Source organism: Streptomyces sp. NPDC026538, from assembly GCF_055567535.1.
Window position 1 is genome coordinate 625,475 of the sequence record NZ_JBVHQG010000001.1, and the last position, 25,428, is coordinate 650,902.

25 protein-coding genes and 1 other RNA gene are annotated in these 25,428 nt (G+C 72.2%); 11 read left to right on the top strand and 15 right to left on the bottom strand.

What is annotated here, in order from left to right:
* Window positions 1-49 precede the first annotated feature (49 nt).
* The 5 genes from ACZ4N4_RS02890 to ACZ4N4_RS02910 all read right to left on the bottom strand — a co-directional run bounded on the left by ACZ4N4_RS02890 (window position 50) and on the right by ACZ4N4_RS02910 (window position 4,686).
* Entirely contained in the window at window positions 50-466 is a 417-nt protein-coding gene (locus ACZ4N4_RS02890) for a hypothetical protein (RefSeq protein WP_467583681.1), read from the bottom strand.
* 1,279 nt (window positions 467-1,745) lie between these two features.
* An RNA gene (gene rnpB, locus ACZ4N4_RS02895) (RNase P RNA component class A) lies at window positions 1,746-2,147 on the bottom strand.
* 18 nt (window positions 2,148-2,165) lie between these two features.
* Window positions 2,166-3,161 carry a DMT family transporter gene (locus tag ACZ4N4_RS02900; protein ID WP_467583684.1) on the bottom strand — a complete coding sequence of 332 codons (996 nt, stop codon included), beginning with the start codon at window positions 3,159-3,161 and terminating at the stop codon, window positions 2,166-2,168.
* Between the two features lie 16 nt (window positions 3,162-3,177).
* A complete protein-coding gene (locus tag ACZ4N4_RS02905; protein WP_467583687.1) occupies window positions 3,178-4,008 on the bottom strand; it encodes a helix-turn-helix domain-containing protein in 831 nt (276 codons plus the stop codon).
* Window positions 4,009-4,044: 36 nt separating this feature from the next.
* Window positions 4,045-4,686, bottom strand: a complete 642-nt coding sequence (locus ACZ4N4_RS02910; RefSeq protein WP_453575237.1) for a TetR/AcrR family transcriptional regulator — start codon at window positions 4,684-4,686, stop codon at window positions 4,045-4,047.
* A gap of 46 nt (window positions 4,687-4,732) precedes the next feature.
* Between ACZ4N4_RS02910 and ACZ4N4_RS02915 the strand changes: the two genes are divergently transcribed.
* The 3 genes from ACZ4N4_RS02915 to ACZ4N4_RS02925 are packed head-to-tail and all read left to right on the top strand — an operon-like array spanning window position 4,733 to window position 7,829.
* A complete protein-coding gene (locus tag ACZ4N4_RS02915) occupies window positions 4,733-6,373 on the top strand; it encodes an FAD-dependent monooxygenase (protein ID WP_467583691.1) in 1,641 nt (546 codons plus the stop codon).
* Between the two features lie 47 nt (window positions 6,374-6,420).
* A complete protein-coding gene (locus ACZ4N4_RS02920) occupies window positions 6,421-7,173 on the top strand; it encodes a MerR family transcriptional regulator (protein WP_467583694.1) in 753 nt (250 codons plus the stop codon).
* Entirely contained in the window at window positions 7,170-7,829 is a 660-nt protein-coding gene (locus ACZ4N4_RS02925) for a hypothetical protein (RefSeq protein WP_467583697.1), read from the top strand. The genes ACZ4N4_RS02920 and ACZ4N4_RS02925 overlap by 4 nt, the downstream gene beginning before the upstream one ends.
* Here ACZ4N4_RS02925 and ACZ4N4_RS02930 read toward each other — a convergent pair.
* A complete protein-coding gene (locus ACZ4N4_RS02930; RefSeq protein ID WP_467583699.1) occupies window positions 7,720-9,156 on the bottom strand; it encodes an RNB domain-containing ribonuclease in 1,437 nt (478 codons plus the stop codon). The genes ACZ4N4_RS02925 and ACZ4N4_RS02930 overlap by 110 nt on opposite strands.
* Before the next feature lie 89 nt (window positions 9,157-9,245).
* Here ACZ4N4_RS02930 and yaaA point away from each other — a divergent pair, with 89 nt between their 5' ends.
* Both yaaA and eda read left to right on the top strand, forming a co-directional pair.
* Window positions 9,246-10,028, top strand: a complete 783-nt coding sequence (gene yaaA, locus ACZ4N4_RS02935) for a peroxide stress protein YaaA (protein WP_467583702.1) — start codon at window positions 9,246-9,248, stop codon at window positions 10,026-10,028.
* A 71-nt stretch (window positions 10,029-10,099) separates the two neighbouring features.
* Window positions 10,100-10,747 carry a bifunctional 4-hydroxy-2-oxoglutarate aldolase/2-dehydro-3-deoxy-phosphogluconate aldolase gene (gene eda, locus ACZ4N4_RS02940; RefSeq protein ID WP_467583705.1) on the top strand — a complete coding sequence of 216 codons (648 nt, stop codon included), beginning with the start codon at window positions 10,100-10,102 and terminating at the stop codon, window positions 10,745-10,747.
* Here the strand turns inward: eda and ACZ4N4_RS02945 are convergent.
* From ACZ4N4_RS02945 to ACZ4N4_RS02955, 3 genes are read right to left on the bottom strand one after another with little or no spacing between them, the layout of a single operon-like run.
* The gene (locus ACZ4N4_RS02945; RefSeq protein ID WP_467583708.1) at window positions 10,719-11,930 is read right to left on the bottom strand and encodes a bifunctional RNase H/acid phosphatase; all 1,212 of its coding nucleotides are present in this window, start codon (window positions 11,928-11,930) and stop codon (window positions 10,719-10,721) included. The genes eda and ACZ4N4_RS02945 overlap by 29 nt on opposite strands.
* Window positions 11,931-11,942: 12 nt before the next feature.
* Entirely contained in the window at window positions 11,943-12,686 is a 744-nt protein-coding gene (locus tag ACZ4N4_RS02950) for a zinc ribbon domain-containing protein (RefSeq protein ID WP_453575331.1), read from the bottom strand.
* A complete protein-coding gene (locus tag ACZ4N4_RS02955; protein ID WP_467583711.1) occupies window positions 12,683-13,522 on the bottom strand; it encodes a Nif3-like dinuclear metal center hexameric protein in 840 nt (279 codons plus the stop codon). The genes ACZ4N4_RS02950 and ACZ4N4_RS02955 overlap by 4 nt, the downstream gene beginning before the upstream one ends.
* 187 nt (window positions 13,523-13,709) lie before the next feature.
* Between ACZ4N4_RS02955 and ACZ4N4_RS02960 the strand changes: the two genes are divergently transcribed.
* Together ACZ4N4_RS02960 and ACZ4N4_RS02965 are read left to right on the top strand one after the other, a co-directional pair.
* Window positions 13,710-14,933 (top strand): hypothetical protein, encoded by a 1,224-nt coding sequence (locus ACZ4N4_RS02960; protein ID WP_467583713.1) that lies wholly within the window; start codon window positions 13,710-13,712, stop codon window positions 14,931-14,933.
* A gap of 117 nt (window positions 14,934-15,050) precedes the next feature.
* On the top strand, window positions 15,051-15,203 hold the full coding sequence (locus ACZ4N4_RS02965; protein ID WP_467583716.1) for a hypothetical protein: 153 nt from the start codon (window positions 15,051-15,053) through the stop codon (window positions 15,201-15,203).
* Between the two features lie 59 nt (window positions 15,204-15,262).
* Here ACZ4N4_RS02965 and ACZ4N4_RS02970 read toward each other — a convergent pair whose 3' ends face one another.
* The 3 genes from ACZ4N4_RS02970 to ACZ4N4_RS02980 all read right to left on the bottom strand — a co-directional run bounded on the left by ACZ4N4_RS02970 (window position 15,263) and on the right by ACZ4N4_RS02980 (window position 18,264).
* Window positions 15,263-16,237 (bottom strand): 3-oxoacyl-ACP reductase, encoded by a 975-nt coding sequence (locus ACZ4N4_RS02970; protein WP_467583719.1) that lies wholly within the window; start codon window positions 16,235-16,237, stop codon window positions 15,263-15,265.
* An 11-nt stretch (window positions 16,238-16,248) separates the two neighbouring features.
* Window positions 16,249-17,325: a Zn-dependent alcohol dehydrogenase gene (locus ACZ4N4_RS02975; RefSeq protein WP_467583722.1), complete on the bottom strand. Its 1,077-nt coding sequence runs from the start codon at window positions 17,323-17,325 to the stop codon at window positions 16,249-16,251.
* Window positions 17,326-17,406: 81 nt separating this feature from the next.
* Window positions 17,407-18,264, bottom strand: a complete 858-nt coding sequence (locus tag ACZ4N4_RS02980; protein ID WP_467583724.1) for a MaoC/PaaZ C-terminal domain-containing protein — start codon at window positions 18,262-18,264, stop codon at window positions 17,407-17,409.
* Between the two features lie 260 nt (window positions 18,265-18,524).
* Here ACZ4N4_RS02980 and ACZ4N4_RS02985 point away from each other — a divergent pair, with 260 nt between their 5' ends.
* From ACZ4N4_RS02985 to ACZ4N4_RS02995, 3 genes are read left to right on the top strand one after another with little or no spacing between them, the layout of a single operon-like run.
* On the top strand, window positions 18,525-19,532 hold the full coding sequence (locus ACZ4N4_RS02985) for an ABC transporter ATP-binding protein (protein WP_467583727.1): 1,008 nt from the start codon (window positions 18,525-18,527) through the stop codon (window positions 19,530-19,532).
* Window positions 19,532-20,248, top strand: a complete 717-nt coding sequence (locus ACZ4N4_RS02990) for an ABC transporter permease (protein WP_467583729.1) — start codon at window positions 19,532-19,534, stop codon at window positions 20,246-20,248. Before ACZ4N4_RS02985 ends, ACZ4N4_RS02990 begins: the two co-directional genes overlap by 1 nt.
* A gap of 17 nt (window positions 20,249-20,265) precedes the next feature.
* Complete coding sequence (locus ACZ4N4_RS02995) at window positions 20,266-21,543, top strand: sensor histidine kinase (RefSeq protein ID WP_467583733.1); 1,278 nt, start codon at window positions 20,266-20,268, stop codon at window positions 21,541-21,543.
* Here ACZ4N4_RS02995 and ACZ4N4_RS03000 read toward each other — a convergent pair.
* Window positions 21,521-23,089 carry an alpha-L-arabinofuranosidase B gene (locus tag ACZ4N4_RS03000; protein ID WP_467583736.1) on the bottom strand — a complete coding sequence of 523 codons (1,569 nt, stop codon included), beginning with the start codon at window positions 23,087-23,089 and terminating at the stop codon, window positions 21,521-21,523. The genes ACZ4N4_RS02995 and ACZ4N4_RS03000 overlap by 23 nt on opposite strands.
* A gap of 260 nt (window positions 23,090-23,349) precedes the next feature.
* On the opposite strand from ACZ4N4_RS03000, the gene ACZ4N4_RS03005 reads away from it, so the two are divergent.
* Window positions 23,350-23,982 carry a response regulator gene (locus ACZ4N4_RS03005; protein ID WP_467585299.1) on the top strand — a complete coding sequence of 211 codons (633 nt, stop codon included), beginning with the start codon at window positions 23,350-23,352 and terminating at the stop codon, window positions 23,980-23,982.
* A 22-nt stretch (window positions 23,983-24,004) separates the two neighbouring features.
* Here the strand turns inward: ACZ4N4_RS03005 and ACZ4N4_RS03010 are convergent, their stop codons facing one another.
* Window positions 24,005-24,838 carry a hypothetical protein gene (locus ACZ4N4_RS03010; protein WP_467583739.1) on the bottom strand — a complete coding sequence of 278 codons (834 nt, stop codon included), beginning with the start codon at window positions 24,836-24,838 and terminating at the stop codon, window positions 24,005-24,007.
* Window positions 24,838-25,377, bottom strand: a complete 540-nt coding sequence (locus tag ACZ4N4_RS03015; protein WP_450759585.1) for a SigE family RNA polymerase sigma factor — start codon at window positions 25,375-25,377, stop codon at window positions 24,838-24,840. The genes ACZ4N4_RS03010 and ACZ4N4_RS03015 overlap by 1 nt, the downstream gene beginning before the upstream one ends.
* Window positions 25,378-25,428: the final 51 nt, after the last annotated feature.

Genomic DNA, 25,428 nt, shown 5'->3' on the forward strand with positions numbered 1-25,428 from the left:
GGAGGATTGCACGGCGGCGGGACCCAACTAGGCCTGTCTGAAGTCGTGATCACCGGAGGCTGCACATCCAGATCGCTGCTCCTCGCAGATGGAGGCGGGCGAGGTAGTTCTGGGGTGTCTTGTCGCAAGGCGTCCCGCAGTCGCAGTAGTTCGCGTCGGCGGCGCCGCGCCCGTACCAGGGTGAGCATCGCGGCGGCGGTGAGGATGACCCCGCCCGCAGCGGTGGCCACCAGGTCGGCGGTGCTGCCGCGGACTGCAGGCAGCGCCACCCCGGCCAGGCGGTCACCACGGTCGCCGCCAGTGCGATCCGGGCGGACAGCACCCGGTCCCGGGCGAACAGCGGCCGACGCCTGCTCAGCACCCAGCCGGCGAGGACGGCCCAGGCCAGGCCGATGGCGATCAGTCCGGCGAAGGCGGCCTGGGTACGCGTCGGCAGAGCATCCGGCTCGGTGGCCCCGCGCCGCATCCCCCGGCCAGGCCCACTGCCACGTGGCGCAGCCGGGACCGCATCGACACCTCCGTGGCCAGCGCGCGCTCCAGTTGCTCGGGCACGGCCCGCTGCGCTGCGCGGTTCTGCTCGCTCATGCCTCGTATCCCTTCTCGGCAAGGTGGTTGCGCAGCATGCGCCGAGCGCGATACAGCCTGCTCTTGACCGTGCCGGCCGGTACACCGAGCGCCTCCGCGCAGACTCCAGTGGCAGGTCCTCCAGGTGGAAAAGGATCAGCACCTCGCGCTCCAAGGGCGGCAGAGCGGTAAGACCTGCCTCGATCTGCATCATGGTGAGCACGCTGCCGAGCTCGTCGTCGGCGACTACAGTCGCGGCTTCCTCCATGGCCGTCTCCGGAGCCTTGTACGTCTGTCGCAGATGCTCGGTGACCGTGCGCCGGACGATGGTGAACAGCCAGGGGGCGAACCGCTCCAGCTGCCGCAGCCGCGGCAGACCGCGCACCAAAGCGCCCCACTGACCATGCCCCGGACATAGCGGCACAGCCGGGGGTGCCACAGGGCCACCAGTTCGCCGAACGCCTCCCTCTCCCCAAACTGGCAGCGCACCACCAACAACCCGTCGCCGCCCACCACGCCTCCCTGCGCTGCACCGTCCGTCACACAGAGAGTCGGCATTCCGGGCGAGAAGGTTCACGGAATCCCGAGCATCTTGACCTTGGCGGAGAGATGGGGTCGACCACGCCGGTAGGTCAGCAGGCGACAAGCATGCTCAACGCGGCCGCGGCTGCAGATATCCCGGTGATGACCCGGGCAGGTCACGGAGCCAGTCTGGACCGACGCATGTGCGCTGGCGCAGCGTTAAGGGGCGTTCGGGCTTGTAGGTAGCCACGCACGGACATTCGGAGGGCCACCACCCGCGACCGATCGCTCGCTCTCCTGGACAGTCATTCATCGCCAGTGAAGCGCCGTGGCCATGAACTCCGGCCCTGCCCGTCGGCTCGCTTCCAGAGCGGTTTCTCAAGCAGGGCTGTCTGAGAGGTACGAGCCAGGAGCGGCTGCACTGCATGCTCAAGCATCGCGGCGGAACCGTCCCGATGCCCCAGGACAGAGGCCGTCTGCACCTGGCCAGCCCCCTCCGCGGCCGATCTCCGGCCCCACGATTCATGGCTACTCTCGCGGCTACTTACGCAGCCGAGCGGTCCGGTTTGAACCGGTACGGAACTGGGTGCGAGCGAGCCCTTGATCCCGCAAAGAAAGGCCTTTGACCAGCGCTTTCGCTGGTCAGGGACCCTTGGCGGCAGACGAGTCGGGCTGTACGCCGGGTTCTGTTCCCCGGTCCCTCGCGGGTGCCGGGGTGACGGCCATCCATCTAGGGCCGGTGTTGCCACCGGCCTCGTGCGGTCTACCCGGGGGCTCGGGCGGGCAGCCCTCGAACGTCCCCGCAGAAGCACCGGGGTGCTTCCTTTTGACCTTGCTCCGGGTGGGGTTTACCTAGCTGCCCAGGTCACCCTGGGCACTGGTGGTCTCTTACACCACCGTTTCACCCTTACCGAGGACCGAGGTCCCCGGCGGTCTGCTTTCTGTGGCACTGTCCCGCGAGTCGCCTCGGGTGGCCGTTAGCCACCACCCTGCCCTGTGGAGCCCGGACGTTCCTCGGGAAGCCCCCTGAGGGGACTTCACGCGGCCGTCCGCCCGGCTCGTCTGCCGTGTGGACCATGCTACCGGGCGCCGGCCTCGTCTCGTTCCGGCCGGGGCTCCGGCCCGCGGCGGAGCCACTGACGGGCGGGACGGCCCAGCACCGGGGCTGTCGGCGCCTTCGGTGCCGAGGCCCCCAGCACCGGGTCTGCCTGCACCTTCGGCGCCGAGGCCATCGTCGCCAGCACCGACCCCGCCAGGATCAGCGCGAAGGAGACCGCGATCGTCGCGGTGAAGCGCTCGTTCAGGAAGAGGGCCCCGGCCGCCACCGCCACCGCCGGGTTGACGTACGTGATCACCGTCGAGCGGGTCGGTCCTATCTCCTTGATGAGTTCCAGGAAGGCCACGAAGGCGACCGCTGTGCACAGGACGCCCAGGGCGAGGAGGGAGAGGAGGGCGCCGGAGGAGGGCATCGAGGTGGGCCAGGTGACCGCCGCCGCGGGAGCGTAGACCAGGGTGGCCAGGGTCAGGCAGGGGGCTATGAGCTGCAGGGTCGGGACGTCCTTCAGGCGGCGGGCCGCTATCAGGGGCGCCGTCGCGTAGCCGACCACCGTGAGCAGGACCTCGCCGAGGGAGCGGGCGTCGCCGCCGGTCAGGTGGGGGACGGTCAGGACGCCCACGCCGGCCAGGCCGATCAGGAGGCCCGCGATCCGGCGGGCACCCAGGTGTTCCGTGTCGCCGAAGTAGCGCGCCGCGACCACGCCCACGATCGGCACGCCCGCGATCAGCAGGCCCGCCGTCGAGCTGGACAGGTGGCGTTCGGCGTCCGTGAGCGTGAACCAGGGGCCCATGATCTCTATGCAGGCGAAAGCCAGCATCGGGCGCCAGTGGGTGCGGATGGTCAGCCACAGGCCGCCCTGGCGGATCGCCAGCGGGAGGAGGAGCAGGGCGCCCACCGCACAACGCGCGAACACCACCATCGACGGGGACACCTCGTCCACCGCCACCTTGATCATCAGATAGGGGATGCCCCAGATCACTCCCATGAGGGAGAAGAGGAACCAGCCTCGTGCAGTCATGTACAGAGCCTGCGCGTCAGGGCCGTCCCGCGTCTTGAACGCTGTTGCGGTACGCCGCCGGGGTCACGCCCAGTACTCGGCGGAACCAGCGGGTGAGGTGGGCCTGGTCCGCGAAGCCCACCAGGGTCGCCACCTCCGCCGGGCGCAGGCCCGAGTCCAGGAGGGCGCGGGCCCGGGTCACCCGGTACTGCGCCAGCCAGGCGTACGGCGGGACGCCCATCGTCGTACGGAAGGCCCTGAGGAGCTGGTAGCGGGAGAGGCCCAGGTCGGCGGCCAGGTCGGAGAGTGAGGGTGGGGCGGTGAGTTCGTCGGCGAGTCTGTCCCGGACGAGGAGGGATATCCCCTGCGCCCCGGGGACGGGGTCCGCTGCCGGGCGGGCCGTGGAGTGGCGGCGGGACAGGGCCGTCAGCAGCCAGGGGAGGCGGGATTCCGCTTCCAGCGGGTCGGGGCAGGTGGCCAGGTCGGTGTGGGCCTGGCGGAGGGCCGCGGCCAGTTCCGGGTCGTCCAGTACCGGCTCGCGGAAGTGCGGTGTGCCGGAGCCCAGGGTGCCCTCCGCCAACAGGGACGGGTCCGCGTACAGGGCACGGTAGGCGTAGCCCTCGGTCGGGGTGGCCGGGCCGCCGGTGTGCATCTCGCCGGGGGCCAGTACGACGATCGCGCCGGGGCCGTTGCGGATGTGGCCGCCCCGGTAGTCGATGATCTCGGAGCCGCCCACGCACACCCCGATCGTGAACTCCGCGTGCGCGTGCGGGGCGTAGATGTGGCGCTCGAAATGCGCCGTCAGCAGGTCGAGCGGCGGCCCGCAGCGGCCCAGTCGAGCCCTCGTCCACCGTGCTTGTTCCGCCACCTTCGGTACCCCCTAGACCTCACACCTGCAACGCGCTCAGGTGCCGGTTTCATGCCCCGTCCGCTCCATCCGCTCCAGTGCGTCGAACGCTGCCCCCATCCGTTCCCGGTGGTCCCGCGCGATCTCCGGGAACGGCTCGCCCGCGAGCTGGCGCCGCACGGAGGTGACACACACCGAGCGGTACGCGGCGACGGTCACGGCCGCCAGCAGCTCCGGGTCGGTCTGTCCGGCCTCGGCGAGCGCTCCGGCCAGCGCCCGCTCCACCTCCTCGGCCCCCTCGCGGGCGCGCGCCAGCAGCGCCGGCGAGGCGGCCACGACCGGCCAGAAGCCCTCGAAGCCCTCCCCCACGCCGCCCAGCGGGTGCCCCGCGTCGATGAACCGGAAGGCAAGGCGGCGCAGCGCCGTGAGCGGGGGTTCGCCGGGGGCGCGGTCCCGTACCGCCCCGGAGAAGGCCTGGACGGCCTCCGGGATGCGGTCGAGGAACAGGTCCTCCTTGCGCGGGAAGTAGTTGAAGACGGTCATCGCCGAGACGCCCGCCGCCCGCGCGACCTCGGCGACGGTCACCTGGTCGAAGCCGTGTTCCCGGAACATCACCGTGGCGACGTTCGAGATCCGCTGCCGCGTCTGCCGCTTCTTGCGCTCCCGCAGGGACTCCCCTGGCCTGTTCTCATCGATCACAGGAAAACTATAGCCGCTCGAAACTTTTAGTGACTACAGTGAAGTCATGACTACGACGACAACAGAGCGCAAGGACGTGGACATGTACGACGTGGTGGTGGCCGGCGGCGGCCCCGTCGGGCTCTTTCTCGCCGGGGAGCTGCGGCTCGGCGGGGCGCGGGTGCTGGTCGTGGAGCGGCTGGCCGAGGTGGACGTGACCATCAAGGCGGGCGGCATCAACACGGCCGGTGCGGTGGCCCTCTACCGGCGGGGCATGCTGCCCGAGCTCGCGGAGGCCTGGGAGAGGAACCGTTGGCGGTTGCAGGCCTTCCTCGGGGACCGCGGCGCCGACGCGCCCGGCACCCCCCTGAAGGACGCGCCCCGGACTGCCCCGCAGGACGCGCCCTCCACTCCCCCGAAGGACGCGCCCCGTACTCCCCCGAAGTTCGCCGGGCACTTCGCCGGGATCATGATGCGCGGTGACCTGTTCGACGGTTCCGACCCGGCGTTCGCCGACATCGGCCCCGCCGACCGGGTCGGCCTCGGTGTCCCGCAGGCCGACCTGGAGCGGATCCTGGGCGCCCGCGCCGAGCGGCTCGGCGTCGAGGTCCGCCGGGGCGTGGAGCTGACCGGCTTCGACGCCGGCGACGACAACGTCACCGTACGGCTGGGCACCTCCGAGACGGTCCGGGCCGGCTGGCTCGTCGGGTGTGACGGCGGGCGGAGCACCGTCCGCAAGCTCGCCGGGATCGACTTCCCCGGTACCGAGCCGGAGATCACCGGTTATCAGGCGGTCGTGGAGATGAGCGGGGGCGAGCGGCTCGGGAAAGGGTGGAACACCACCGACGTCGGGACGTACGTCAACGGGCCCTTCCCCGGCCGGATACTCACCGTCGAGTTCGACGGGCCGCCCGCCGACCGCTCCGCGCCCATCACCGCCGAGGAGCTCCAGGCCGCCCTGCGCCGGGTGTCGGGGGTGCCCGAGGTGACCATCCACGAGGTGCACTCGTCGACCCGGTTCACCGACAACGCCCGGCAGGCGAGCACCTACCGCGAGGGCCGGGTGCTGCTCTCCGGGGACGCGGCGCATGTGCACTCGCCGTTCGGCGGACAGGGGCTCAACCTCGGCCTCGGCGACGCCATGAACCTCGGCTGGAAGCTGGCCGCCGTCACACGCGGCCGGGCCCCGGAGTCGCTGCTCGACAGCTACACCGGCGAACGGCATCCGGTCGGCGCCTGGGTGCTGGACTGGACCCGGGCCCAGATCGCCGTGATGCGGCCCGACCGGCACGCCCGCGCCCTGCGCCGGGTGGTCACCGATCTCGCGCTGACGAGGGACGGGACGACGTACCTCGTCAAGCAGATCTCCGGTGTCCGGCAGCGGTACGAGCTGCCCGGCGAGCACCCGCTGACCGGGCGGAGCGCCCCTGACCTGGAGTTCTCCGACGGCACCCGGCTCGGCGACCGGCTGCACGACGGCCGGGCGGTCCTCTTCGACCTCGCCGACGACCCGAAGCTGCGCGCCCGGGCGGAGGGGTACGGCGACCGGGTGGACGTCGTCTCCGCGGTCTGCCCGGGGCGGCCCGAGCTGACCGGTCTCCTCGTGCGGCCCGACGGATTCGTGGCCTGGGCCGCGGACGGGGCGGACGGGCACGACCAGGGAGACGGCCTCGACGACACCCTGGCCCGCTGGTTCGTCGGCGCGTGACGCCCGTCGTTTGACCCTGCCGCGACGTCAACGTCTGTACTGGTGGCATGCGGATCGGAGAACTCGCCGCCACCGTCGGCGTCACCACGCGCGCGGTGCGGCACTACCACCACCTGGGCCTGCTGCCCGAGCCCGAGCGCCTCTCCAACGGCTATCGGGACTACACCCTCCGGCATGCCGTGGTCCTCGCCCGGATCCGGCGGCTGACCGAGTTCGGGCTCGGGCTCGCCGAGGTGCGGGACGTGCTCGCGGACGACGCCGGCAAGGACCTCGTCGAAGTGCTCACCGAACTCGACGAGGACCTGGCCCGGCAGGAGGGGGAGATCCGGGACCGGCGGCAGCGGCTGCGAGCCCTGCTGGACGCGGGTGAGCTGCCCGCCGAGGGGCCGGTCTCGCCCGAACTGGCCGCGCTGTTCGCCGAGACAGCTCCGCGGCTGGCCGGTTCCCCGATGGCCGCCCGGGACCGTGAGGTGTTCGCCCTGATGGACACGGTGGCCGACCCGGCGGCACGGGAACGGCTGCTGTCCCTCGCCGGTGCCATCGCCGGGTCGTCGCAGGCGACGGCCCGGGTCCACGAGGCCTACGCCCTGCTCGACGCGCTCGCCGACGCGGACCTCGGCGACCCCCGGGTGGCCGAGGCCGCCCGGGTCCTCGCGGACTGCATCCCGCGCGAGGTCTTCCCCGACGGCGCCGTGGACCATGAGGACAGCTTCCTGCGCGCCCTCTACGCCGACCTCGCCCCCGCGCAGGCCGCCGCGATCCGCCGGGCGCTGGACATCGTCAGCGGAGAACGGCCGTGAAGGCCGTGTACGCCGTGCTCCGGCACGAGGTGCGGCTGCTGGCGAGTCTGGTGCTGTGGGCCGCCCGCCGCACCAAGGGGACCGGGGAGCGGTTCGGGTACGCCCGGGGCCAGGGCGCCATGATGGCCGGGCTCGCGTTCGTGTGCGTGATCGAGACGGTCGCCCTGTCGGTGCTGCTGCGCGACTGGCCGGTCGTGCACCGGATCGTGCTGGTCCTGGACGTCTACACGGTCCTCTTCGTCGTGGGCCTGCACGCGGCCTCCGTGGTCCACCCGCACCTGCTGACCCCGGACGCGCTGCACGTCCGCCACGGCGTCCGGCTCGACCTGCGCGTCCCGCTGGACGCGATCAGGTCCGTGCGGCGCGAGACGCGTTACCAGCACGACCGCGGCGCCGAGGACCGGCTCGACGTGCCGATCGGCTCCCAGACCTCCGTCACCCTCGAACTGGCCGTGCCCCTGACCCACTTCACCCTGCTGGGCCGCCGCCGCGAGGTGAGCGTCGTGCGGTTCCACGCCGACGACGCCACCGGTCTCGTACGACGGCTCACGCGGGCGCGAACCGCACCTTCGCCGTCCCCGGATCGGCCTGGGTCAGCCGCACCGGCAACCGCTCGCCCAGCGGAAGAGGCGCGCCGGCCTCGATCCGGCCTATGACGGCGGGCTGCTGCAACAGCACCTTCCCCACGCTCGGCTGACGCGGCTCGACCTCCACCACGCACCCGTCGAAGACCTCCCCGACCCGGTCCTTGAGCAGGGCCGCCTCGACGATGTCGACGCACTCCCGCTCCACCGTGCCCGCCCGCCGCGAGCCCTCGGCCATCTCCTTGGGGAGCAGGTCCAGCGCCATCAGCACCCAGTCGGGTGAGGACTCGCCGGCCGCCGCCGCCAGGCACAGCTCCGAGGCGTAGCGGTCGGCCAGGCGGCGCAGCGGCGCGGTGCAGTGCGCGTAGGGGGCGGCCACGGCCGCGTGGGTGCTGGCCGCGGGCAGCACGCCGTCCCGGAAGACCGTGTAGCCGGCGCCGCGCAGCAGCGTGGTGCACTCCTGGAGGAAGGCCGCGTGGCGGGGGCGGCGCGGGTTCAGGGAGCGGATCAGCGCGGCGTACGAGACATGGTGCGGCCAGTCGATGTGCAGGGCGGTGGCGGTGCGCCGCAGCCGCGCGACGGCGCCGTCGGGGGCGGTGGGCAGGGTGCGCAGGACGCCGGTGCCGTGGGCCAGCATCAGATCGGCGGCGGCCATGCCGGTGAGCAGGGAGATCTGGGCGTTCCAGGACTCGGCGGGCAGCGGGGCGCGGTAACTGAGCCGGTAGGTGTGGTCGTACTCGACGATCTCCTGCTCGGGCACGTTGAGCGAGATGCCGCCGCGCTCCACCTCGAGGCGTTCGCGCGCCTCGCCGATCTCCTTGAGCAGGGCGAGGGGTTCCTCGGCGGTCCCCTCGTCGATCTGCTGCTGCACGCCGGCGTAGTCCAGCTTGGCCCGGCTGCGGACGAGGGACCGGCGGACGTCGGCGGTCAGGGTCCGTCCCTCCGCGTCCAGGTCGATGGTCCACAGGATGGCCGGACAGGCCTGGCCGGGGAGCAGGCTGGCCGCGCCCTCGCTGAGCACGGCGGGGTGCAGCGGGACCCGCTCGTCCGGGAAGTAGAGCGTGTTCACCCGGTGGTGTGCCTCGGAGTCCAGGTCGCCGCCGGGCACGACGAAGGCGGCGACGTCGGCGATGGCGTACCGGACGCGGTAGCCGCCGCGGCGCCGGGAGAGGTGCATCGCCTGGTCGAGGTCCTGGGCGGTGGGCGGGTCGATGGTGATGAAGGGGAGGTCGGTCGCGTCGTGGGCGGGCACGGCCGGGTACGTGGCGGCGCTCTCGGCCTCCGCGAGCACCTCGGGCCGGAAGCCGTCCGGGATGCCGAGGTCGTCCCGGAGCGCGGCGAGCGCGGCCCGCAGGGGCGCCTCGGGGGCACCTTCGACGCGTATGTGGCGGCTGGGCATACGACGAGCGTAGTCACATCGTGCCGGTCCGGCGCTCTACGCTGGCGCGAAGCGTCAAACGAAGAACCTGATGGTGAAGAGGAGTACGTGTGCTGGTCCTGCTGCCGCCCTCGGAGGGCAAGGCGTCCTCGGGCCGTGGTGCCCCGCTGGAGCCCCGGTCGCTGTCCCTGCCGGGGCTCGCGGACGCCCGCATGGCCGTGCTCGCCGAGCTGGTCGACCTGTGCGCCGGTGACGAGGAGAAGGCGCGCGAGGTCCTCGGGCTGAGCGAGGGGCTGCGCGGCGAGGTCACCAAGAACGCGGAGCTGCGGACGGCGGGCGCACGGCCGGCCGGGGAGATCTACACGGGGGTGCTGTACGACGCCCTCGGCCTGGCCTCCCTGGACGCGGCGGCGAAGCGGCGGGCAGCACGGTCGCTGCTGGTGTTCTCGGGGCTGTGGGGTGCGGTCCGGGTGACGGACCGGATCCCCTCCTACCGCTGCTCGATGGGGGTGAGGCTGCCGGGGCTCGGGGCGCTGGGGGCGCACTGGCGCAAGCCGATGGCCGAGGCGCTGCCGGAGGCGGCCGGGACGGGGCTGGTGCTGGATCTGCGGTCGGCGGCGTACGCGGCGGCGTGGAAGCCCAGGGGGGAGGTGGCCTCGCGGACGGCGACCGTGCGGGTGCTGCACGCGCCGACGCGGAAGGTGGTGAGCCACTTCAACAAGGCGACGAAGGGACGGATCGTACGGAGTCTGCTGACCGCCGGGACCGCGCCGCGCGGTCCGGGTGAGCTGGTGGAGGCGTTGCGGGACCTGGGGTACGAGGTGGAGGCCGCGGCACCGGGGAAGGCGGGGCAGGCCTGGGCGCTGGATGTGCTGGTGGACGAAATCCACTAGGAGACGCCAGGAGACGCCACCCATTGCAGCATGCGCAACGGGCTTTGCGCCGTGTGCATCACCCCGGCAGGATGTCGGCCATGCCCACCTCCGTGCTGGACCTCGCGCCCGTCGTCCCCGTCGTCGTGATCGAGGACGCCGGCGATGCCGTACCGCTCGCGCGGGCGCTGGTGGCCGGGGGGCTGCCCGCGATCGAGGTGACCCTGCGGACCCCGGCGGCGCTGGACGCGATCCGGGCGATCGCCGCCGCGGTTCCGGACGCGGTGGTCGGGGCGGGGACCGTGCTGACGCCCGCCCAGGTCACGGAGTGCGTGGCGGCCGGGGCGCGCTTTCTGGTGAGCCCGGGATGGACGGACGGGCTGCTGGGGGCGATGGCCGCGTCCGGGGTGCCGTTCCTGCCGGGTGTGTCGACCGCCTCGGAGGTGGTGGCGCTGCTCGAACGCGGGGTGCGCGAGATGAAGTTCTTCCCGGCGCAGGCCGCCGGCGGCACGGCCTACCTGAAGTCCCTCGCCGGTCCGCTCCCGCAGGCCCGCTTCTGCCCGACCGGAGGGATCGGCGCGGAGAACGCCCCGGAATACCTCGCCCTGCCCAACGTCGGCTGTGTGGGCGGCACTTGGATGCTCCCCGCGGACGCCGTGGCCGCCCGGGACTGGGCCCGCGTCGAGTCGCTGGCGCGGGCCGCGGCGGGCCTCAGGGGCGCAGGTGGGACGTGTCGTTGAAGAGGCGCACGCTCGCGTTGCCGTCCGCGTAGTACGCCACCGCCGACAGCGAGGCCGCCGACAGTTCCATGCGGAACAGGGACTTGGCCGGGGCACCGAGGGCGAGCCGCACGAACGTCTTGATCGGCGTGACGTGGGTGACCAGCAGGACCGTGCGGCCCGCGTAGGCCGCGACCAGCTTGTCCCGGGTGGCCGCGATGCGGGTCGCCGTCTCGGCGAAGCTCTCGCCGCCGCCGGTGGGGTGGGCCTCCGGGTCGGCGAGCCAGGCGTTCAGGTCGTCCGGGTAGCGCTCGCGGACCTCGCCGAAGGTGAGGCCCTCCCAGGTGCCGAAGTCCGTCTCCTTGAGCCCCTCCTCGATCGTGACGTCGAGGCCGAGGCGCTCGGCGACGGCTGCGGCGGTCTGCCGGGTGCGGGTGAGCGGGGAGGCGAGGATCACCTCGATCGTGCCGCGCCGGGCGAGGGCGTCGGCGGCGCGCCTCGCCTGCTCCTGGCCGACGTCGGAGAGGGCGGGGTCGGTGCCGCCGCTGCCGGAGAAGCGTTTCTGGGGGGTGAGGGGGGTCTCGCCGTGGCGGAGGAGGACGAAGGTGGCGGGGGCGCCCATGTCTGGCGACGCCCAGCCGGAGGTTGGCTGAGGTGCCGTCGCGACATTGCGTGCGGCGCGGGTGTCGGGGGCGTCGGCAGTCGTCACAGTGGCGGTGAGTGGGGGCTGGTCGCGCAGTTCCCCGCGCCCCTTACGGGGCGCTGTTGTCGCCGTCGGTGACCACTGTTCGCCCCGCTTGCCCGCGTCCATCGCCTCGTTCGCCAGGCGGTCGGCGTGCTTGTTCTCGGCTCTCGGGATCCACTCGTAGGTCACCCGGTCCGCCGGGAACACCCGTGCCGCCTCTGTCGCCAGGGGCTTCATGTCGGGGTGCTTGATCTTCCAGCGGCCGGACATCTGCTCGACCACCAGCTTGGAGTCCATGCGGACGTGGACGGTCGCGGAAGGGTCGAGTTCCCGGGCCGCGCGCAGGCCCGCCAACAGCCCCCGGTACTCGGCGACGTTGTTGGTGACGACGCCGAGGTACTCGGCCGCCTCCGCCAGCGTCTCGCCGGTCGCCGCGTCGATGACCACCGCGCCGTAGCCGGCCGGCCCCGGGTTGCCCCGCGAGCCGCCGTCCGCCTCGACGATGAACTCCCTTGCCACGTAAGCCCCTTACTACAGGCCGGACTCGGCCGTGCGGACCAGGATGCGGCGGCAGTTCTCGCAGCGCACGACGGTGTCGGGCGCGGCCGAGCGGATCTCGTTCAGCTCGGTGATGGCGAGCTCCTGGCGGCAGCCCTGGCAGCTGCGGGCGTACAGCTTGGCCGCGCCGATGCCGCCCTGCTGCTCGCGCAGCTTGTCGTAGAGCTTCAGCAGGTCCGCCGGGATCGCGCCCGCGATGACCTCGCGCTCCTTGGTGACCTTGGCCGCCTCGGCGTCGAGTTCTCCGGACGCGGCGTTGCGGCGGGCGGTGGCCTCGTCGATGCGGCCCTGGACGGCGCCGGTCCGCTCGGTCAGTTCGGCGACCCGCTCCTGGGCGGACTCGCGGCGCTCCATGACCTCCAGGACGACGTCCTCCAGGTCACCCTGGCGCTTGGCGAGGGAGACGATCTCCTTCTGGAGGTTCTCCAGGTCCTTCGGGGAGGTGACCGCGCCGGAGTCCAGGCGCTGCTGGTCGCGGGCGGCGCGCTGGCGCACCTGGTCCACGTCCTGCTCGGCCTTGGTCTGCTCGCGGGCGGTGTCGCTCTCCTCGGTCTGCGCGGCCACCAGCAGGTCGCGCAGCTGGGTGAGGTCCTTCGTCAGCGAGTCGATCTCGGCGTGTTCGGGCAGCGACTTCCGCTTGTGCGCCAGCTGCTGGAGGCGGACGTCCAGGGCCTGGACGTCGAGGAGTCGGATCTGGTCGGCGGGCGCGGCGTTCAGTTGGGGGCTCCAAGGGAGGGGGAGTGGCTGGTCCAGGGGTCGGTGACCGTCTTGGAGACGTGCACCCGAAGGTCCCAGCCGTGGCGGTCGGAGATCTCGTCGAGCTGGGCTGCGGCCAGTTCGCACCAGGGCCATTCGGTGGCCCAGTGCGCCGCGTCGAGCAGCGCGAGGGGGCTGTGGGCTACGGCTTCGGAAGCCGGGTGGTGGCGCAGGTCCGCCGTCAGGAAGGCGTCCACCCCGGCGGCGCGTACGACGTCGAAGAGGCTGTCGCCGCTGCCGCCGCTGACGGCGATCGTACGGACGAGGGCCTCGGGGTCGCCGGCGACGCGGATGCCCTGCGCGGTGGCGGGGAGGCGCTCGGCCGCCCGGCGCGCGAGTTCGCCGACGGTGACCGGGTGGTCCAGTTCGCAGACGCGGCCCAGGCCCCGGCGGCCCTCCGGGTCGGTGGGGTCCGGGACGAGGGGGCGTACCACCCGCAGGTCCAGGGCGCCCGCGAGCGCGTCGGAGACACCCGGGTCTGCGGTGTCGGCGTTGGTGTGGGCGACGTGCAGCGCGATGTCGTTCTTGATGAGGGTGTGCACCACGCGGCCCTTGAAGTGGCTCGCCGCGACCGTGGTCGTCCCGCGCAGGTAGAGGGGGTGGTGGGTGACCAGCAGGTCGGCGCCCAGCTTCACCGCCTCGTCGACGATGTCCCGCACCGGGTCCACGGCGAACAGGACCCGGGTGATCTCCTGGTCGGGGTCGCCCACGACGGTGCCGACCGCGTCCCAGGACTCGGCCCGCTCGGCGGGCCACAGGTTCTCCAGCGCGGCGATGACTTCTGACAGACGGGGCACGGGGAAAGGCTACCTGCCTGTTCCCCGGGGCCGTACCTGCTCGCCCACGGGAGGCGACGCCCAGCACACCCGTCCCCGTTTCCTCAGGCGAATCGTCGAGTGTGCACCCGTATGTGTGAAGCCGTCGGCTGCCGCTCCCCCGTCTGTGCGTGCGAAAACTAGCTTCGTGGCCGGAGGTGACCGAGCGATGACGGTCTGTGCGATCGAACCCTCGGCTGCGGACGAGGACGACAGCGCGCCGAGAGCGGGCTGCACCATCACGGCGGACGGGGCGTACGCGGCCCGGCTGGTCCAGCAGGAAGGTTCCTGGTACCCGGAGCGGTGGACGCTGGACGGCTTCGAGCCGTACGCCGTGCCGCTGCCCGGCAACCAGCCCGAGGAGCCGGGCACGGAGGTGCAGCCGATGGGCGACGGGCGGGTGCTCATCCACCGGCTGGTGGACGACCGGCACCACTTCGCCCTGCTCTATCCGACCGGGCCCGGCACCGGTGAGCTGCCGCTGGGCGCGGTCGTGTGCCCGGACGCGGGGACGTCGCTACGGCTGCTGCCGTCCGCGCCGGGGGGCCGTGCCGCGTATGCGCTGGCCGTGGGGGAACGCTCCTCCACCGTGTGGCTGGTGGCGGGCGGGGCCTTCGGGCCGGAGCGGCTCGCGGTGGTTCCGGGGCGCTGTTCGGGCGGGGTCTGGCTGGACCGCGGCGGGCGGATGCTGGCCCTGGACCGGAAGCTGGGCGGGCGGACCAAGGCGGTCGTGGTCGATCTGGAGCGGGGCGGCGAGGTGTCGCCGCTGCTGCAGATCGCGGCGGACAGCGACGACCGGCTGCTGGTCGCCGACCCGGACAGCGGGCTGATCCTGGTCGGCTCGGACGCGCCCTCCCCCGGGCAGGAACGATTGGGCTGGGGTGTCCTCGGCAGCACGCTGCCGGTGCGCTTTCCGGAGAGCCTGCGGCTGGCGGAGTGCACGGTGACGCCGTTCGCGATCCAGCCGGGGCTGGTGCTGATGCCGGAGAGCTGCGGGGTGGCGCTGCGCATCGACGGTCCGCTGGGCAGCTGGGTCGGCGCCTGGCGGCCAAGGGACCGCGGGGTGTGCCATCTCCCGGCGCCGGAGGGGTGGTTGGCGGGCGCCGGGCTGTGGACGCAGGACGGGGTGCTGCGGCTGCCGTACGCCACGGGGGAGGTCCCGTGCGGCGTGGCGGAGGTCGCGGTGCCCTGGGGGGGAACGGGGGGCTCGGGGGAGACGGGGGAGAACGGGGGGCCGGGGGACGCGGGCCCGGGGGATCCGGTTCGGGACGGCACGGCTGCCGGGGCGTCGGGTACGCCCGGGGAGTCGGCGGAACCGGATCCTCCGGAGCCTGTCATGGCCCGGCCGGTGCCCCTGCAACAGGCCCCGCTGGGAGGGCACGTAACGAAGTAGAGAAGGCTTGTAACGAAGTAGCACCGGTCGGCGTGGCCGCCTGGATTCGCCCCGTGGTGGGTTGGTTAAACTCACCGCGCTGTAAGAAAGATCATGTTGACGGGGTGAATTCTTCCGATGAGCGACACCAGCACGTCTCAGCACCTGTCCGCCGACCTGCAGGAGTCCGACAGCCACGGCAGGCACCGTGGTCCGGTCTCGGCCCAGGACGGCGAATCGGCCCCGAGCGGCCGGCACCGCAAGCCGGAGCCGGCCGAGACCGCGGCCTGACGGTACGTCGTACGACAGCGGCTCCGCCCTTGGGGGTGGGGCCGCTGTCGTCTGTGCTGCTACTGCCGTTTCAGCCCCAGTACCTCCGCCGCCGCGAAGGTCTCCCCCGGCGGCCGGTCGGCGTAGTGCGGGGTGAGCACGGCGTCGAGTTCGTCGTAGCTGAACGTGTCCTGCTTGCTGTCGAACCGGGCCTGGACCCGCGGCCGTTCGACGATCGCGACCATGCCGCCGTGCACGACCAGCAGCTGGCCGTTGACCCGCTCGGCGGCCGGGGACGCCAGGTAGCCGACGAGCGGGGCGACATGCTCGGGGGCGAGCGGATCGAGGCCCTCGGCGGGCTGTTCGAACCCGGCGAAGACGTCCTCGGTCATCCGGGTGCGGGCGCGCGGGCAGATCACGTTGGCGGTCACGCCGTACTTGGCGAGGGCGAGGGCGGTGGAGGTGGTCAGGCCGACGATGCCGCCCTTGGCGGCCGCGTAGTTGGGCTGGCCCGCGGAACCGGCGAGGAAGGCCTCGGAGGAGGTGTTGACGATCCGGCCGTACACCCTCGCGCCGCCGGCCGCCTTGGACCGCTCCCGCCAGTGCGCGGCCGCGAAGCGGGTGGTGTTGAAGTGGCCCTTGAGGTGGACCCGGATCACCGAGTCCCACTCGTCCTCGGTCATGGAGAAGACCATGCGGTCGCGCAGGATGCCGGCGTTGTTGACGAGGATGTCCAGCTTGCCGTACTGGGTTGCCGCCAGGGTGAGAAGGTCGCGCGCCTGTGAGAAGTCCGCGATGTCTCCGGTGTGGGCGACGGCCCGGCCGCCCGCCGCGCGGATCTCCTCGGCGACCTGTTCGGCGGGGCCGGTGGAGGCCGTGCCGGAGCCGTCCCGGCCCGGCTGCCCGAAGTCGTTGACGACGACGGCCGCGCCCAGCCGGGCCAGTTCGAGCGCCTCGGCCCGGCCGAGCCCCCGGCCGGCGCCGGTGACGATCGCACTGAGCCCTTCGAGCGGCTTCTCCGGCAGCGATCCCTCCGGCAGTGGCTTCTCCGACATACGGCGGCCCCTCAGATCTCTATGCAGGTGCGCAGCGCGGTGCCGGTGCGCATCTGGTCCAGGGCCTCGTTGATCTCCGCCAGCGGCAACCGGTGGGTGATCAGGCCCTCCAGGTCGACGCGGCCGGCCCGCCACAGGGCGATCGTGCGCTCGTAGGAGCCGACCACGTCGCCGCCGCCGTACATCGACGGCAGGATCCGCTTCTCGTCGAAGAACAGCTCGAACATGTTGAGCTGGAGGAAGTCGTCCATGGCACCCGCCCCGACGACCACGAGGGTGCCGCCGCGCCGGGTGTTCTCGTACGCCGTGCGGGCGGTCGCGGACCTGCCGACGACCTCGAAGACGTAGTCGAAGCCCTCGCCGGCGGTGACCTCCTGCTTGGCGCCGGGCAGTTCGTCGGGCGAGACCGCCCTGGTCGCGCCGAACCCGATCGCGGCCTCGCGCCGGGACGCGACCGGGTCGACGGCGACGATCTCCGCCGCCCCCTTGAGCCGTGCCCCCTGGATCGCCGAGATCCCGACCCCTCCGCACCCGATCACGGCGACCGACGAACCGGCCTCCACGTCGGCCGTGTTGAGGGCCGCGCCGAGCCCGGTGGTGACCCCGCAGCCGATCAGCGCGGCGATGTCGAAGGGCACGTCGTCCGGGATCGGTACCGCGCACCCGGCGTCGACCACGACCTCCTCGGCGAAGGTGCCGGTGCCCGCGAAGCCGAAGACGTCACCGCCGGGGCGCCTGAAGTTGGGGGTGCCGGCGTTCATGAACCCGGCCAGGCACAGCTCGGTCTGCCCGCGCCTGCAGGCCGGACAGGCCCCGCAGGCCGGCAGCCAGCAGACGACGACCCGGTCGCCGGGCTTGACCCGGGTGACGCCCTCCCCCACCTCCAGGACCTCGCCCGCGCCCTCGTGGCCCGGCACGAACGGGGCCGGCTGCGGCAGCACCCCGTTCATCGCCGACAGGTCCGAGTGGCACAGCCCGGTGGCGCGCACCCGGATCCGCACCCTGCCGGGGCCGAACCCGACCGCCTCGACGTCGTCGAGGACCTCAAGCTTCTCCTGGCCTGTTTCCTGCAGTACGGCTGCGCGCATGGTGCGGCTCTCCCCTCGACTGCGTTCCGGAACAAAGTGGATCAAGTTGGCTCAAGCAGGATCAAGCCGGCTCGAGCGGGATCAGGAGTGTTCGACGATCGTGTCGGCGAGGACGGGTGCGTCGTCCCGCTCGACGGCACCGACGGCCACGCGGACCTGCGCGTCGCCCCGCCACATGCGGATGCGCAGGGTCTCCCCCGGGTAGACCACCCCGGCGAACCTCGTCGCGTACGACCGCACCCGGCTCACGTCCCCGCCGAGCAGCGTGTCCACGACCGCCTTGAGCGTCATGCCGTAGGTGCACAGCCCGTGCAGGATGGGCCGGTCGAAGCCGGCGAGCTTGGCGAACTCCGGGTCGGCGTGCAGCGGGTTGTAGTCGCCGGAGAGGCGGTAGAGCAGGGCTTGGTCCTCGCGGATCGGCCGCTCGACGGTCCGGTCGGGCTCGCCGGCGGGCGGGTCGAGCCGAGTGGACGGGCCGCGGTCGCCGCCCCAGCCGCCCTCTCCCCGTACGAAGATCTGCGCGTCGTTGGTCCACAGCGGGCCGTCGGCGTCCGCGACCTCGGTGCGCATCACCAGGACGGCCGCCTTGCCCTTGTCGTACACGGCGGCGATCCGGCCCGTGGCGGTGGCCGAGCCCCGCACGGGGAGGGGACGGTGGACGGTGAGCGACTGGCCGCCGTGCAGGACCTTGGCGAGGTCGACGTCGACGCCGGGCATGGACAGTCCGCTGATCACTCCGGGTGAGCCGGCCCCCGCCACGGTGGCGAAGCTGGGCAGGACGTGCAGCCGGGACTCCAGGGTGTAGCGCAGTTCGTCGGGGTCGGTGGCGGGGCGGCCCGCGCCGATGCCGAGGTGGTAGAGCTGGACGTCCCGGCGCTCCCAGTGGATCTCCCCGGACCGGGGTTCGGCGGCGAGGGCCTTGGCTGCGTCGATGGGCATACGGCTCCTGAGGTGTCTCAAGACCTCGGCACGACCGTCCGCACCGTCGGCCGCACCGAGGTCGTCCACGGGGCGGGTCCAAGGGGAAGCCCCTAGAACGCGTTCCAGTCCAGCGCCCCTTGTATAGCCGAGCGCTCCACACTTGTGAAGGCTCCTGACACAGTGTCAGATTCAGTCGTGACGGGCCATGACATTTGTCATGCGCGAGTCCGTACAAGAACATCTGCCGCGCGGGAGCCCGGTTTCGTAGCGTCGTAGCCATGACATGGACAGGTGGGACAGCAGGCCCGACAGAGCGTGCCGTGTCCTTCGCGGGGGCGGTCAAGACCTTCGGGACGGTACGCGCGGTGGACGGGGTGGACCTGGAGATAGGGCGCGGCGAGACGGTCGCGCTGCTCGGCCGCAACGGCGCGGGCAAGTCGACGACGATCTCGCTGCTGCTCGGGCTGAACACGCCCGACGCCGGCACGGTCGAACTCTTCGGCGCGCAGCCGGCGAAGGCCGTACGCGGCGGGCTGGTCGGAGCGATGCTCCAGGAGGCACGGGCGGTGCCGCGGGTCACCGTCGGCGAGCTGGTCACCTTCGTGGCCCGGCGCTATCCGGCTCCGATGCCCGTCACACAGGCCCTGGAGCTGGCCGGTATCGGCGAGTTGGCCGGGCGCCGGGTGGACCGTCTGTCGGGCGGCCAGACACAGCGCGTGCGGTTCGCCGTGGCACTGGCCGGGAACCCGTCGCTGGTCGTCCTGGACGAGCCGACCGCCGCCCTGGACGTGGAGGCGCGGCACGCGTTCTGGCGCTCGATGCGCGCGTACGCCCGGCGCGGCCACACCGTCCTGTTCTCCACGCACTACCTGGAGGAGGCGGACGCCCACGCCGACCGCATCCTCGTCATCGACCGCGGCCGGATCGTCGCGGACGGCACCGGCGAGCAGCTCAAACGGGCGGCCGGCGGCAGCCTCGTCTCCTTCGATCTGGCGGGCCGCGGCACCGAGGGCCTGGCGCGGCTGCCCGGTGTGCGGTCCCTCGAAGTGCGCGGCGACCGTGCGCTGCTGCGCACCGACGACTCGGACGCGACCGTGATCGCGCTGGCCGCCCGGAACGCGATCCGTGGCCTGGAGGTCACCCCCGCCTCGCTCGACGACGCCTTCCTGGCCCTGACGTCCGGCCCGGGAACCGGAGACGGCGCGGTGCCCGGCCCGCTGCCCCGCGAAGCCGCCCCGAACGGCACCTCCCCCACCCGCACCGCCGCTGAGACGGAGACCGTCTGATGCTCGACTACCTGCGCCTCGAAGTACGCCGGACCCTGCGCGACGTCGGCTTCGTGATCGGCGGGATCGCGATGCCGGTGATGATGTACCTGCTCTTCACCAACCTGGGCGGCGACGACAGCGGCTACCGGACCCAGGCCATGGTCGGCATGGCCGCCTACGGCGCGGTCGGCTCCGCCCTCAACACCGGCGGCGGGGTCGCCGAGGACCGGGCGATCGGCTGGCTGCGGCAGCTCCGGGTGACCCCGATGACCCCGCGCCAGGTCGTCCTCGGCCGGGCGCTGACCGGCTCGGTGACCGTACTGCCCGCGATCCTCGCGGTGCTCCTGGCGGGCGGCCTGGTCAACGGCGTACGGCTGGCGCCCTGGCAGTGGGCGGGGATCGCGCTGCTGCTGTGGCTGGGCTCGATCCCCTTCACGCTGCTCGGCCTCGCCAACGGCTACGGCCTGACCGCCCAGACCACCGGCGTGGCGAACATGGCCTGCAACCTGGGGCTCGCCGTGATCGGCGGCCTGTGGTTCCCGATCAGCCTGTTCCCCGGCTGGCTGCGCGCCGTCTCGGCGTACACCCCGACCAACCGCTTCGCCGAACTCGGCACCGCCGTCGCCGACGGGCACACCCCGGCACTCGGCGCGATCGCGGTCCTGACGGCTTGGCTGTTCGCGTTCGGTTCGTACGCTGTGGTGGCGTACCGCCGGACCGGGCGGACCGTGTGACCGGGGGAGCGAGAACGATGTCCTGGATGCGAGGGATCACCTGCCAGGCACGCCGCTGGCGGGCGGCGCGGGCTCAGTGGAAGACCGACATGAGGGAGTTCAAGGCCGCGCGGAAGGAGGCGCGCCGCAAGGGCGAGTGGCCCGAGAACCCGGGTCCGCCGCCGACCGGCTTCTCCCTGCTGCCGTGGCTGCTGCTGGGCCTTGGCTCCTTCTCCAACCTCCTCCAGGGCAAGACCCCCAACCCCTGGATCGGCGGCCTGGGCCTGTTCGCGTTCAACTCCCTCTACATCTACGTCGTGTTCCGCTCCTTCGTGAAGGAGGCGCGCGAGGCGGTCTCGACGCGGGTGGCGCTCGGCCTGATGGGCCTGATCACCTGCGGCCTCGCCCTCGGCTACGGCGGCAGCTGGCTGTACTTCTTCCCGTTGCTCGGCCTCGCCACCGGGGCCTGTCTGCGCGGCCCGCGGCTCGGTCAGATCGGCCTCTCGCTGACCGCCCTCGCGGCGGCGGTCTCCGTGTTCCGGGCGGGCTGGGACGCGATCAACGTCGCCTATGGCACCTTCCTGTCCACCATGGTGACCGCCGCGATCCTCTCCCTGTCCGAGGCGGTACGGGAGCTGCGCGCCGCCCGCGAGGAGCTGGCCCGGCGCGCGGTGGAGAAGGAGCGGCTGCGCTTCTCCCGGGATCTGCACGACCTGCTCGGCCACACCCTCTCGGTGATCGTCGTCAAGTCGGAGGCGGCCCGGCGCCTCGCCCCCCGTGACATGGACGCGGCCCTCTCCCAGATCTCCGACATCGAGTCGGTGGGCCGGCAGGCGCTCACCGAGATCCGCGAGGCGGTCACCGGCTACCGCGAGGGCAGCCTGGCCACGGAACTCGACCGGGCCCGCTCGGTCCTGTCGGCGGCGAGCGTCGAGCCGGTCGTCCGACAGACCGGGACGCCGCTCGCCCCGCAGACCGAGACGCTGCTGGGCTGGGTGGTGCGCGAGGCGGTCACCAACGTGATCCGGCACAGCGACGCCACCCACTGCCAGATCACCGTCGACAGCGGCGCCGAGCGGGTCCGGCTGACCGTCGGCGACGACGGCACCGGCACGAGCGCCGCCGAGCCCCGCCGTGCGGGCGTCGGCGGCACCGGTCTGAAGGGGCTGACCGAGCGCCTCGCGGCGGCGGGCGGCTCGCTCGAAGCCGGCCCGTCGCCACGCGGCGGTTTCACGGTCACCGCGAAACTCCCCACCGAGTCGGTGGAGTTGCTGGCCGCTATGACGGTGGCGCCTACGGCGCCCAGGGCGAGCTGACGACCCAGCTCACGTCGTCGGTCCACGAGGTGGCGCTGTCCCAGGCGTTGGAACCGCCGTCGCTCGCTATGTAGACGTTGTAGTTGTAGTGGCGCAGATATCGCGTCGGGTAGTTGTACGAGGCGAACGAGGTGCCCGTGCCGCTCTTGCCGGTCTCCGGGCAGAACGTGGCGTCGGCTCTGAACGTGGCGGTGCCGTCCATGGGCTGTCGCAGGAGCTTGAAGTTGTAGTGGCGCAGGAAGTCGCCCGGGTAGTTGCGCGACTCGAAGGAGACACAGGAACTGCCGGCCAGTCCGCGGCGGACGATCCAGGTGGCGTCGTTCTTGTCCAGGGCGGAGCTGCCGGCGGTGATGGCGGAGAGGACGGCCGCGTTGGCCTGGTGGCGGACGTAGTCGGTGGTGCAGCAGGACGTCGTGGCCTTCAGGGAGATCTCCGAGCCGGGACTGAGGGTGCCGGTGGAGCCGGTCGCGCCGCCGTAGCCGACGGAGACGATGTTGGACTGGACGGCGTTGTCGGCGGCGTCGGTCGGGATGCCGGAGGTCATCACACCCTCGAAGAAGGAGCCGATGGAGCCGTTGCTGTTGTCACCGCCGGTGCCGAGGACGATCGCGCCCTCCTGGTGCATGGGCGAGTAGCCGCTGGTGGTGGGCTCACCGCCGGAATACGTGGTGGTGAGACCGCCGGATTGCGCGTTTCCCCATTTCAGTGCGAAATGGTCCTGTCCGTTGTTCTTCAGCAACGCGGTGACGAAAGGTGTCGCGCCCGTGCCGGTGTTGGAGGAGTTGGTGCTGTAGCCGAGGTTGGACTGGAACAGCCCGTTCTCCAGGTCCGCCTGCACCCAGGGCCCCGAGCCGTAGCAGGGCGCGAACCAGCACTCGGTGCCGAAGTTGATGGCGTCCATGTGGCCGTTGCCGGTGTCCTTGTTGTTGGTCTCGGCGTTGCCGTAGTCGAAGCAGCAGCTGCCGTTGACATGGGTGCCGGAGGTGACCATGTACATCCCCTCGGCAGCGCCGTTGGTGGCCACACCGGAGGTGGAGTTGTCCCGGTAGCCCATGCCGGCCGAGATCTCCAGACCGTAGACCTGGTGGCCGCCGACGGTCACCGGCAGCGCGTCCGCAGGGGCCCCGACGTCGGCCGCGCCGGCCCCGCCGGCGCCCTCGACGGTGAGGTCGTTGTGCCGGCTGGACTGGTCGTAGATCTTGGTGACGATGCAGGTCGTGCCGGAGCAGAAGGAGTCCTGCGCGGCCGCGTTGGCGTATCCGCCGGTGGCCAGCAGTCCGATGTTCGCGGTGGCGCTGTCGGAGGCGCGCTGCACCTGGTAGAGGGAGCCGCTGTACGACGAGTACAGCGCCCGGACCATGCTGTGCGCGGCGACGCACGGCGTGCCGGCGGTGGCGTAGACGTCACAGGGCAGCGGACCCGCGGCGGCGGCCTGCGGGGCGCCGGCCCCGACGACGAGCGCGGCGACGGTGGCGAAGGCCGCGAGCGCGGAGAGCGCGGCTCTCCTGACCCGTGGCGGACAGGAGCGCAGAACTCGTAGGGACACTGAGAACACGATGCACCTCTTCTTCGGTTCCTCGTAGGGCGGTGCGGGTGCCTGGCCGGTATACCGAACGCCGTTCGACCGAAATACCGAACCTATTCAGCGGTCGAAATACCGACCATTGGCCGGGAATTCAGAGAATTGCAGAGGTGATTGTTTGAGCACGGTCAACCGCCGTCAAGCCCTGCGGCGCGGAACAATGACCACTCTTTAATTCCCGGGCCTGCGGCTAGGCTTGGGCTGTGTACGAGCCTGCGAACGAGATGCCCCGGGACCACCGGCCCGCCAAGTCCATCAGGGTGCTGCTCGCCGAGGACCAGGGCATGATGCGCGGAGCCCTCGCCCTCCTGCTCGGAATGGAGCCGGACATCGAGGTCGTCGCCCAGGTCGCGGCGGGTGACGCGATCGTGGACGCCGCGCTGACCCACCGGCCCGACGTGGCCCTCCTCGACATCGAACTGCCGGGCATCAGCGGCCTGGACGCGGCGGCGGAGCTGCGCGACCAGGCGCCCGACTGCCGGGTGCTGATCCTGACCACCTTCGGCCGGCCCGGCTATCTGCGCCGGGCCATGGAGGCCGGCGCGGCCGGCTTCCTCGTCAAGGACGGTCCGGTCGAGGACCTGGCCCGGGCGATCCGGCAGGTGCTCACCGGGGAGACCGTGGTCGACCCGGCGCTCGCGGCGGCCGCGCTCAGCGCCGGGCCGAATCCGCTCACCGTCCGCGAGTGCGACGTCCTGAAGGCCTCGGTGGACGGCGCGACCGTCGCCGACGTCGCGGCGAAGCTGCATCTGTCGGAGTCGACGGTCCGCAACTACCTGTCCGCCGCGATCGGCAAGACCGGCACCCGCAACCGCACGGAGGCGGTACGGGAGGCACGGCAGCAGGGCTGGCTGTGACCTCCCGCCACGCTCCGCGGTGCTACTTCGTCACCTCCGCCGACTCGTAGGTGGTGCCCTGTGGGGCCACGCAGACGAACCAGTTGGCCCCCGGGTAGTCGCGGACCGGCCGGAGCTCCGACTCCCCGGAGTAGGACGGGGAGTCGGCGGAAACGCGCGTGACCCGGGTCGAGGTGCCGTCCTTCCAGTGGCAGGTGACCTCCGCGGCGGTCGTGGCGACCTTGCCGACGACCAGCCGGTCGGCGCTCGCCGGATCGTCGCCGAGCCTTGCGGCGGCGGCGTCCAGGTCGGTGCCCGAGAGCGGCTCCACCCCCCGCACCGTGTTGAACATGACCACCTGGCGGCGGAATCCGGCGTAACTGCGGGCGGCGAAGAAGGACGTCTTGCCGATCAGGTCGGCGGGCTTGTCCGCGTCCGCGGGTTCGACCCCCCAGTCGCCCATCGCCTTCCACTGTTTCTCGGCCTCGGCACGGGTGAGCGGCGCGCCCCACACCATGACCCCGACGCCCCACTCCTTGCCCTGGTAGTCGCCGAACGCCAGGTCCGTCGACTCCGGCGTGTACACATGACGCTCCTCCGGTGACGCCGGCCGGACCGCCACCTCACCGCCCCGGTCCCCGTGACCCCCGCCCGGCAGCCCCGTCACCGCCAGCGTCCCCGCCGTCGCGCCGACGGCCAGCGCCAGCGCCGTGGCCCCCGCCACCGCCCACCGTCGGGCACGGCGCCGCCTGCCGCCGCGCATCACCGCCTGGACAGGGGCTATGCCGATCTCGACCTCGTCCGCGGCGTCCGCGAGGAGGAAGGCGATGTCCGACTCCGTCTGTGTCATGCCGTGGTTCTCCCGGTTCGCGCTCATCACCCACGCCCTCCCTGCGTCACCGTCTCGGCCAGTCCCGGTATGGCACGGAGTTTCGCGATCCCCTTGGCCGCGTTGCTCTTGACCGTGCCCACCGAGCAGCCCATCGCCTCCGCCGCCTGGGTCTCCGTCAGGTCCTCCCAGTAGCGCAGGACCACCGCCTCCCGCTGCCGCGGCGGCAGTTGGGCGAGTGCCTTGAGCAGGGCGCTGCGGTCGTCGGCCTGGGCGATCCGGTCCCCCGTGTCGGGCACCTCGCGCACCAGGCCCGAATCGTCCCTGGGCGCGAGGAACTCCTTGAGTTTCCTTCTGTGCCGGCGAGCGTGCGCGTTGATCATCACGCGCCGTACGTACGCCTCCGGATCATCGGCCGAGCCGACCTTGCGCCAGGCCACGAAGACCTGTTCGAGCGTCGACTGGACCAGGTCCTCGGCGGCGTGCTGCTCCCCCGTGAGGAGAAAAGCCGTACGCATCAGCCGTGGCCAGCGGCCGGTCATGAAACTCTGGAACTCCTCGTTCCGAGCGTTCTCCCGCTCCCCCATGGGCACCTCCTAGATGTAATGAGGAGTCCACGAGCCGTCCGGACCGTTGCC

Coding starts and splice junctions, on each gene's coding strand:
- ACZ4N4_RS02890 (WP_467583681.1), bottom strand. CDS start 466: ATGCGGCGCGGGGCCACCGAGCCGGATGCTCTGCCGACGCGTACCCAG.
- ACZ4N4_RS02900 (WP_467583684.1), bottom strand. CDS start 3,161: ATGACTGCACGAGGCTGGTTCCTCTTCTCCCTCATGGGAGTGATCTGG.
- ACZ4N4_RS02915 (WP_467583691.1), top strand. CDS start 4,733: ATGACTACGACGACAACAGAGCGCAAGGACGTGGACATGTACGACGTG.
- ACZ4N4_RS02920 (WP_467583694.1), top strand. CDS start 6,421: ATGCGGATCGGAGAACTCGCCGCCACCGTCGGCGTCACCACGCGCGCG.
- ACZ4N4_RS02930 (WP_467583699.1), bottom strand. CDS start 9,156: ATGCCCAGCCGCCACATACGCGTCGAAGGTGCCCCCGAGGCGCCCCTG.
- eda (WP_467583705.1), top strand. CDS start 10,100: ATGTCGGCCATGCCCACCTCCGTGCTGGACCTCGCGCCCGTCGTCCCC.
- ACZ4N4_RS02960 (WP_467583713.1), top strand. CDS start 13,710: ATGACGGTCTGTGCGATCGAACCCTCGGCTGCGGACGAGGACGACAGC.
- ACZ4N4_RS02965 (WP_467583716.1), top strand. CDS start 15,051: ATGAGCGACACCAGCACGTCTCAGCACCTGTCCGCCGACCTGCAGGAG.
- ACZ4N4_RS02970 (WP_467583719.1), bottom strand. CDS start 16,237: ATGTCGGAGAAGCCACTGCCGGAGGGATCGCTGCCGGAGAAGCCGCTC.
- ACZ4N4_RS02975 (WP_467583722.1), bottom strand. CDS start 17,325: ATGCGCGCAGCCGTACTGCAGGAAACAGGCCAGGAGAAGCTTGAGGTC.
- ACZ4N4_RS02980 (WP_467583724.1), bottom strand. CDS start 18,264: ATGCCCATCGACGCAGCCAAGGCCCTCGCCGCCGAACCCCGGTCCGGG.
- ACZ4N4_RS02985 (WP_467583727.1), top strand. CDS start 18,525: ATGACATGGACAGGTGGGACAGCAGGCCCGACAGAGCGTGCCGTGTCC.
- ACZ4N4_RS02990 (WP_467583729.1), top strand. CDS start 19,532: ATGCTCGACTACCTGCGCCTCGAAGTACGCCGGACCCTGCGCGACGTC.
- ACZ4N4_RS02995 (WP_467583733.1), top strand. CDS start 20,266: ATGTCCTGGATGCGAGGGATCACCTGCCAGGCACGCCGCTGGCGGGCG.
- ACZ4N4_RS03005 (WP_467585299.1), top strand. CDS start 23,350: ATGCCCCGGGACCACCGGCCCGCCAAGTCCATCAGGGTGCTGCTCGCC.
- ACZ4N4_RS03010 (WP_467583739.1), bottom strand. CDS start 24,838: ATGAGCGCGAACCGGGAGAACCACGGCATGACACAGACGGAGTCGGAC.
- ACZ4N4_RS03015 (WP_450759585.1), bottom strand. CDS start 25,377: ATGGGGGAGCGGGAGAACGCTCGGAACGAGGAGTTCCAGAGTTTCATG.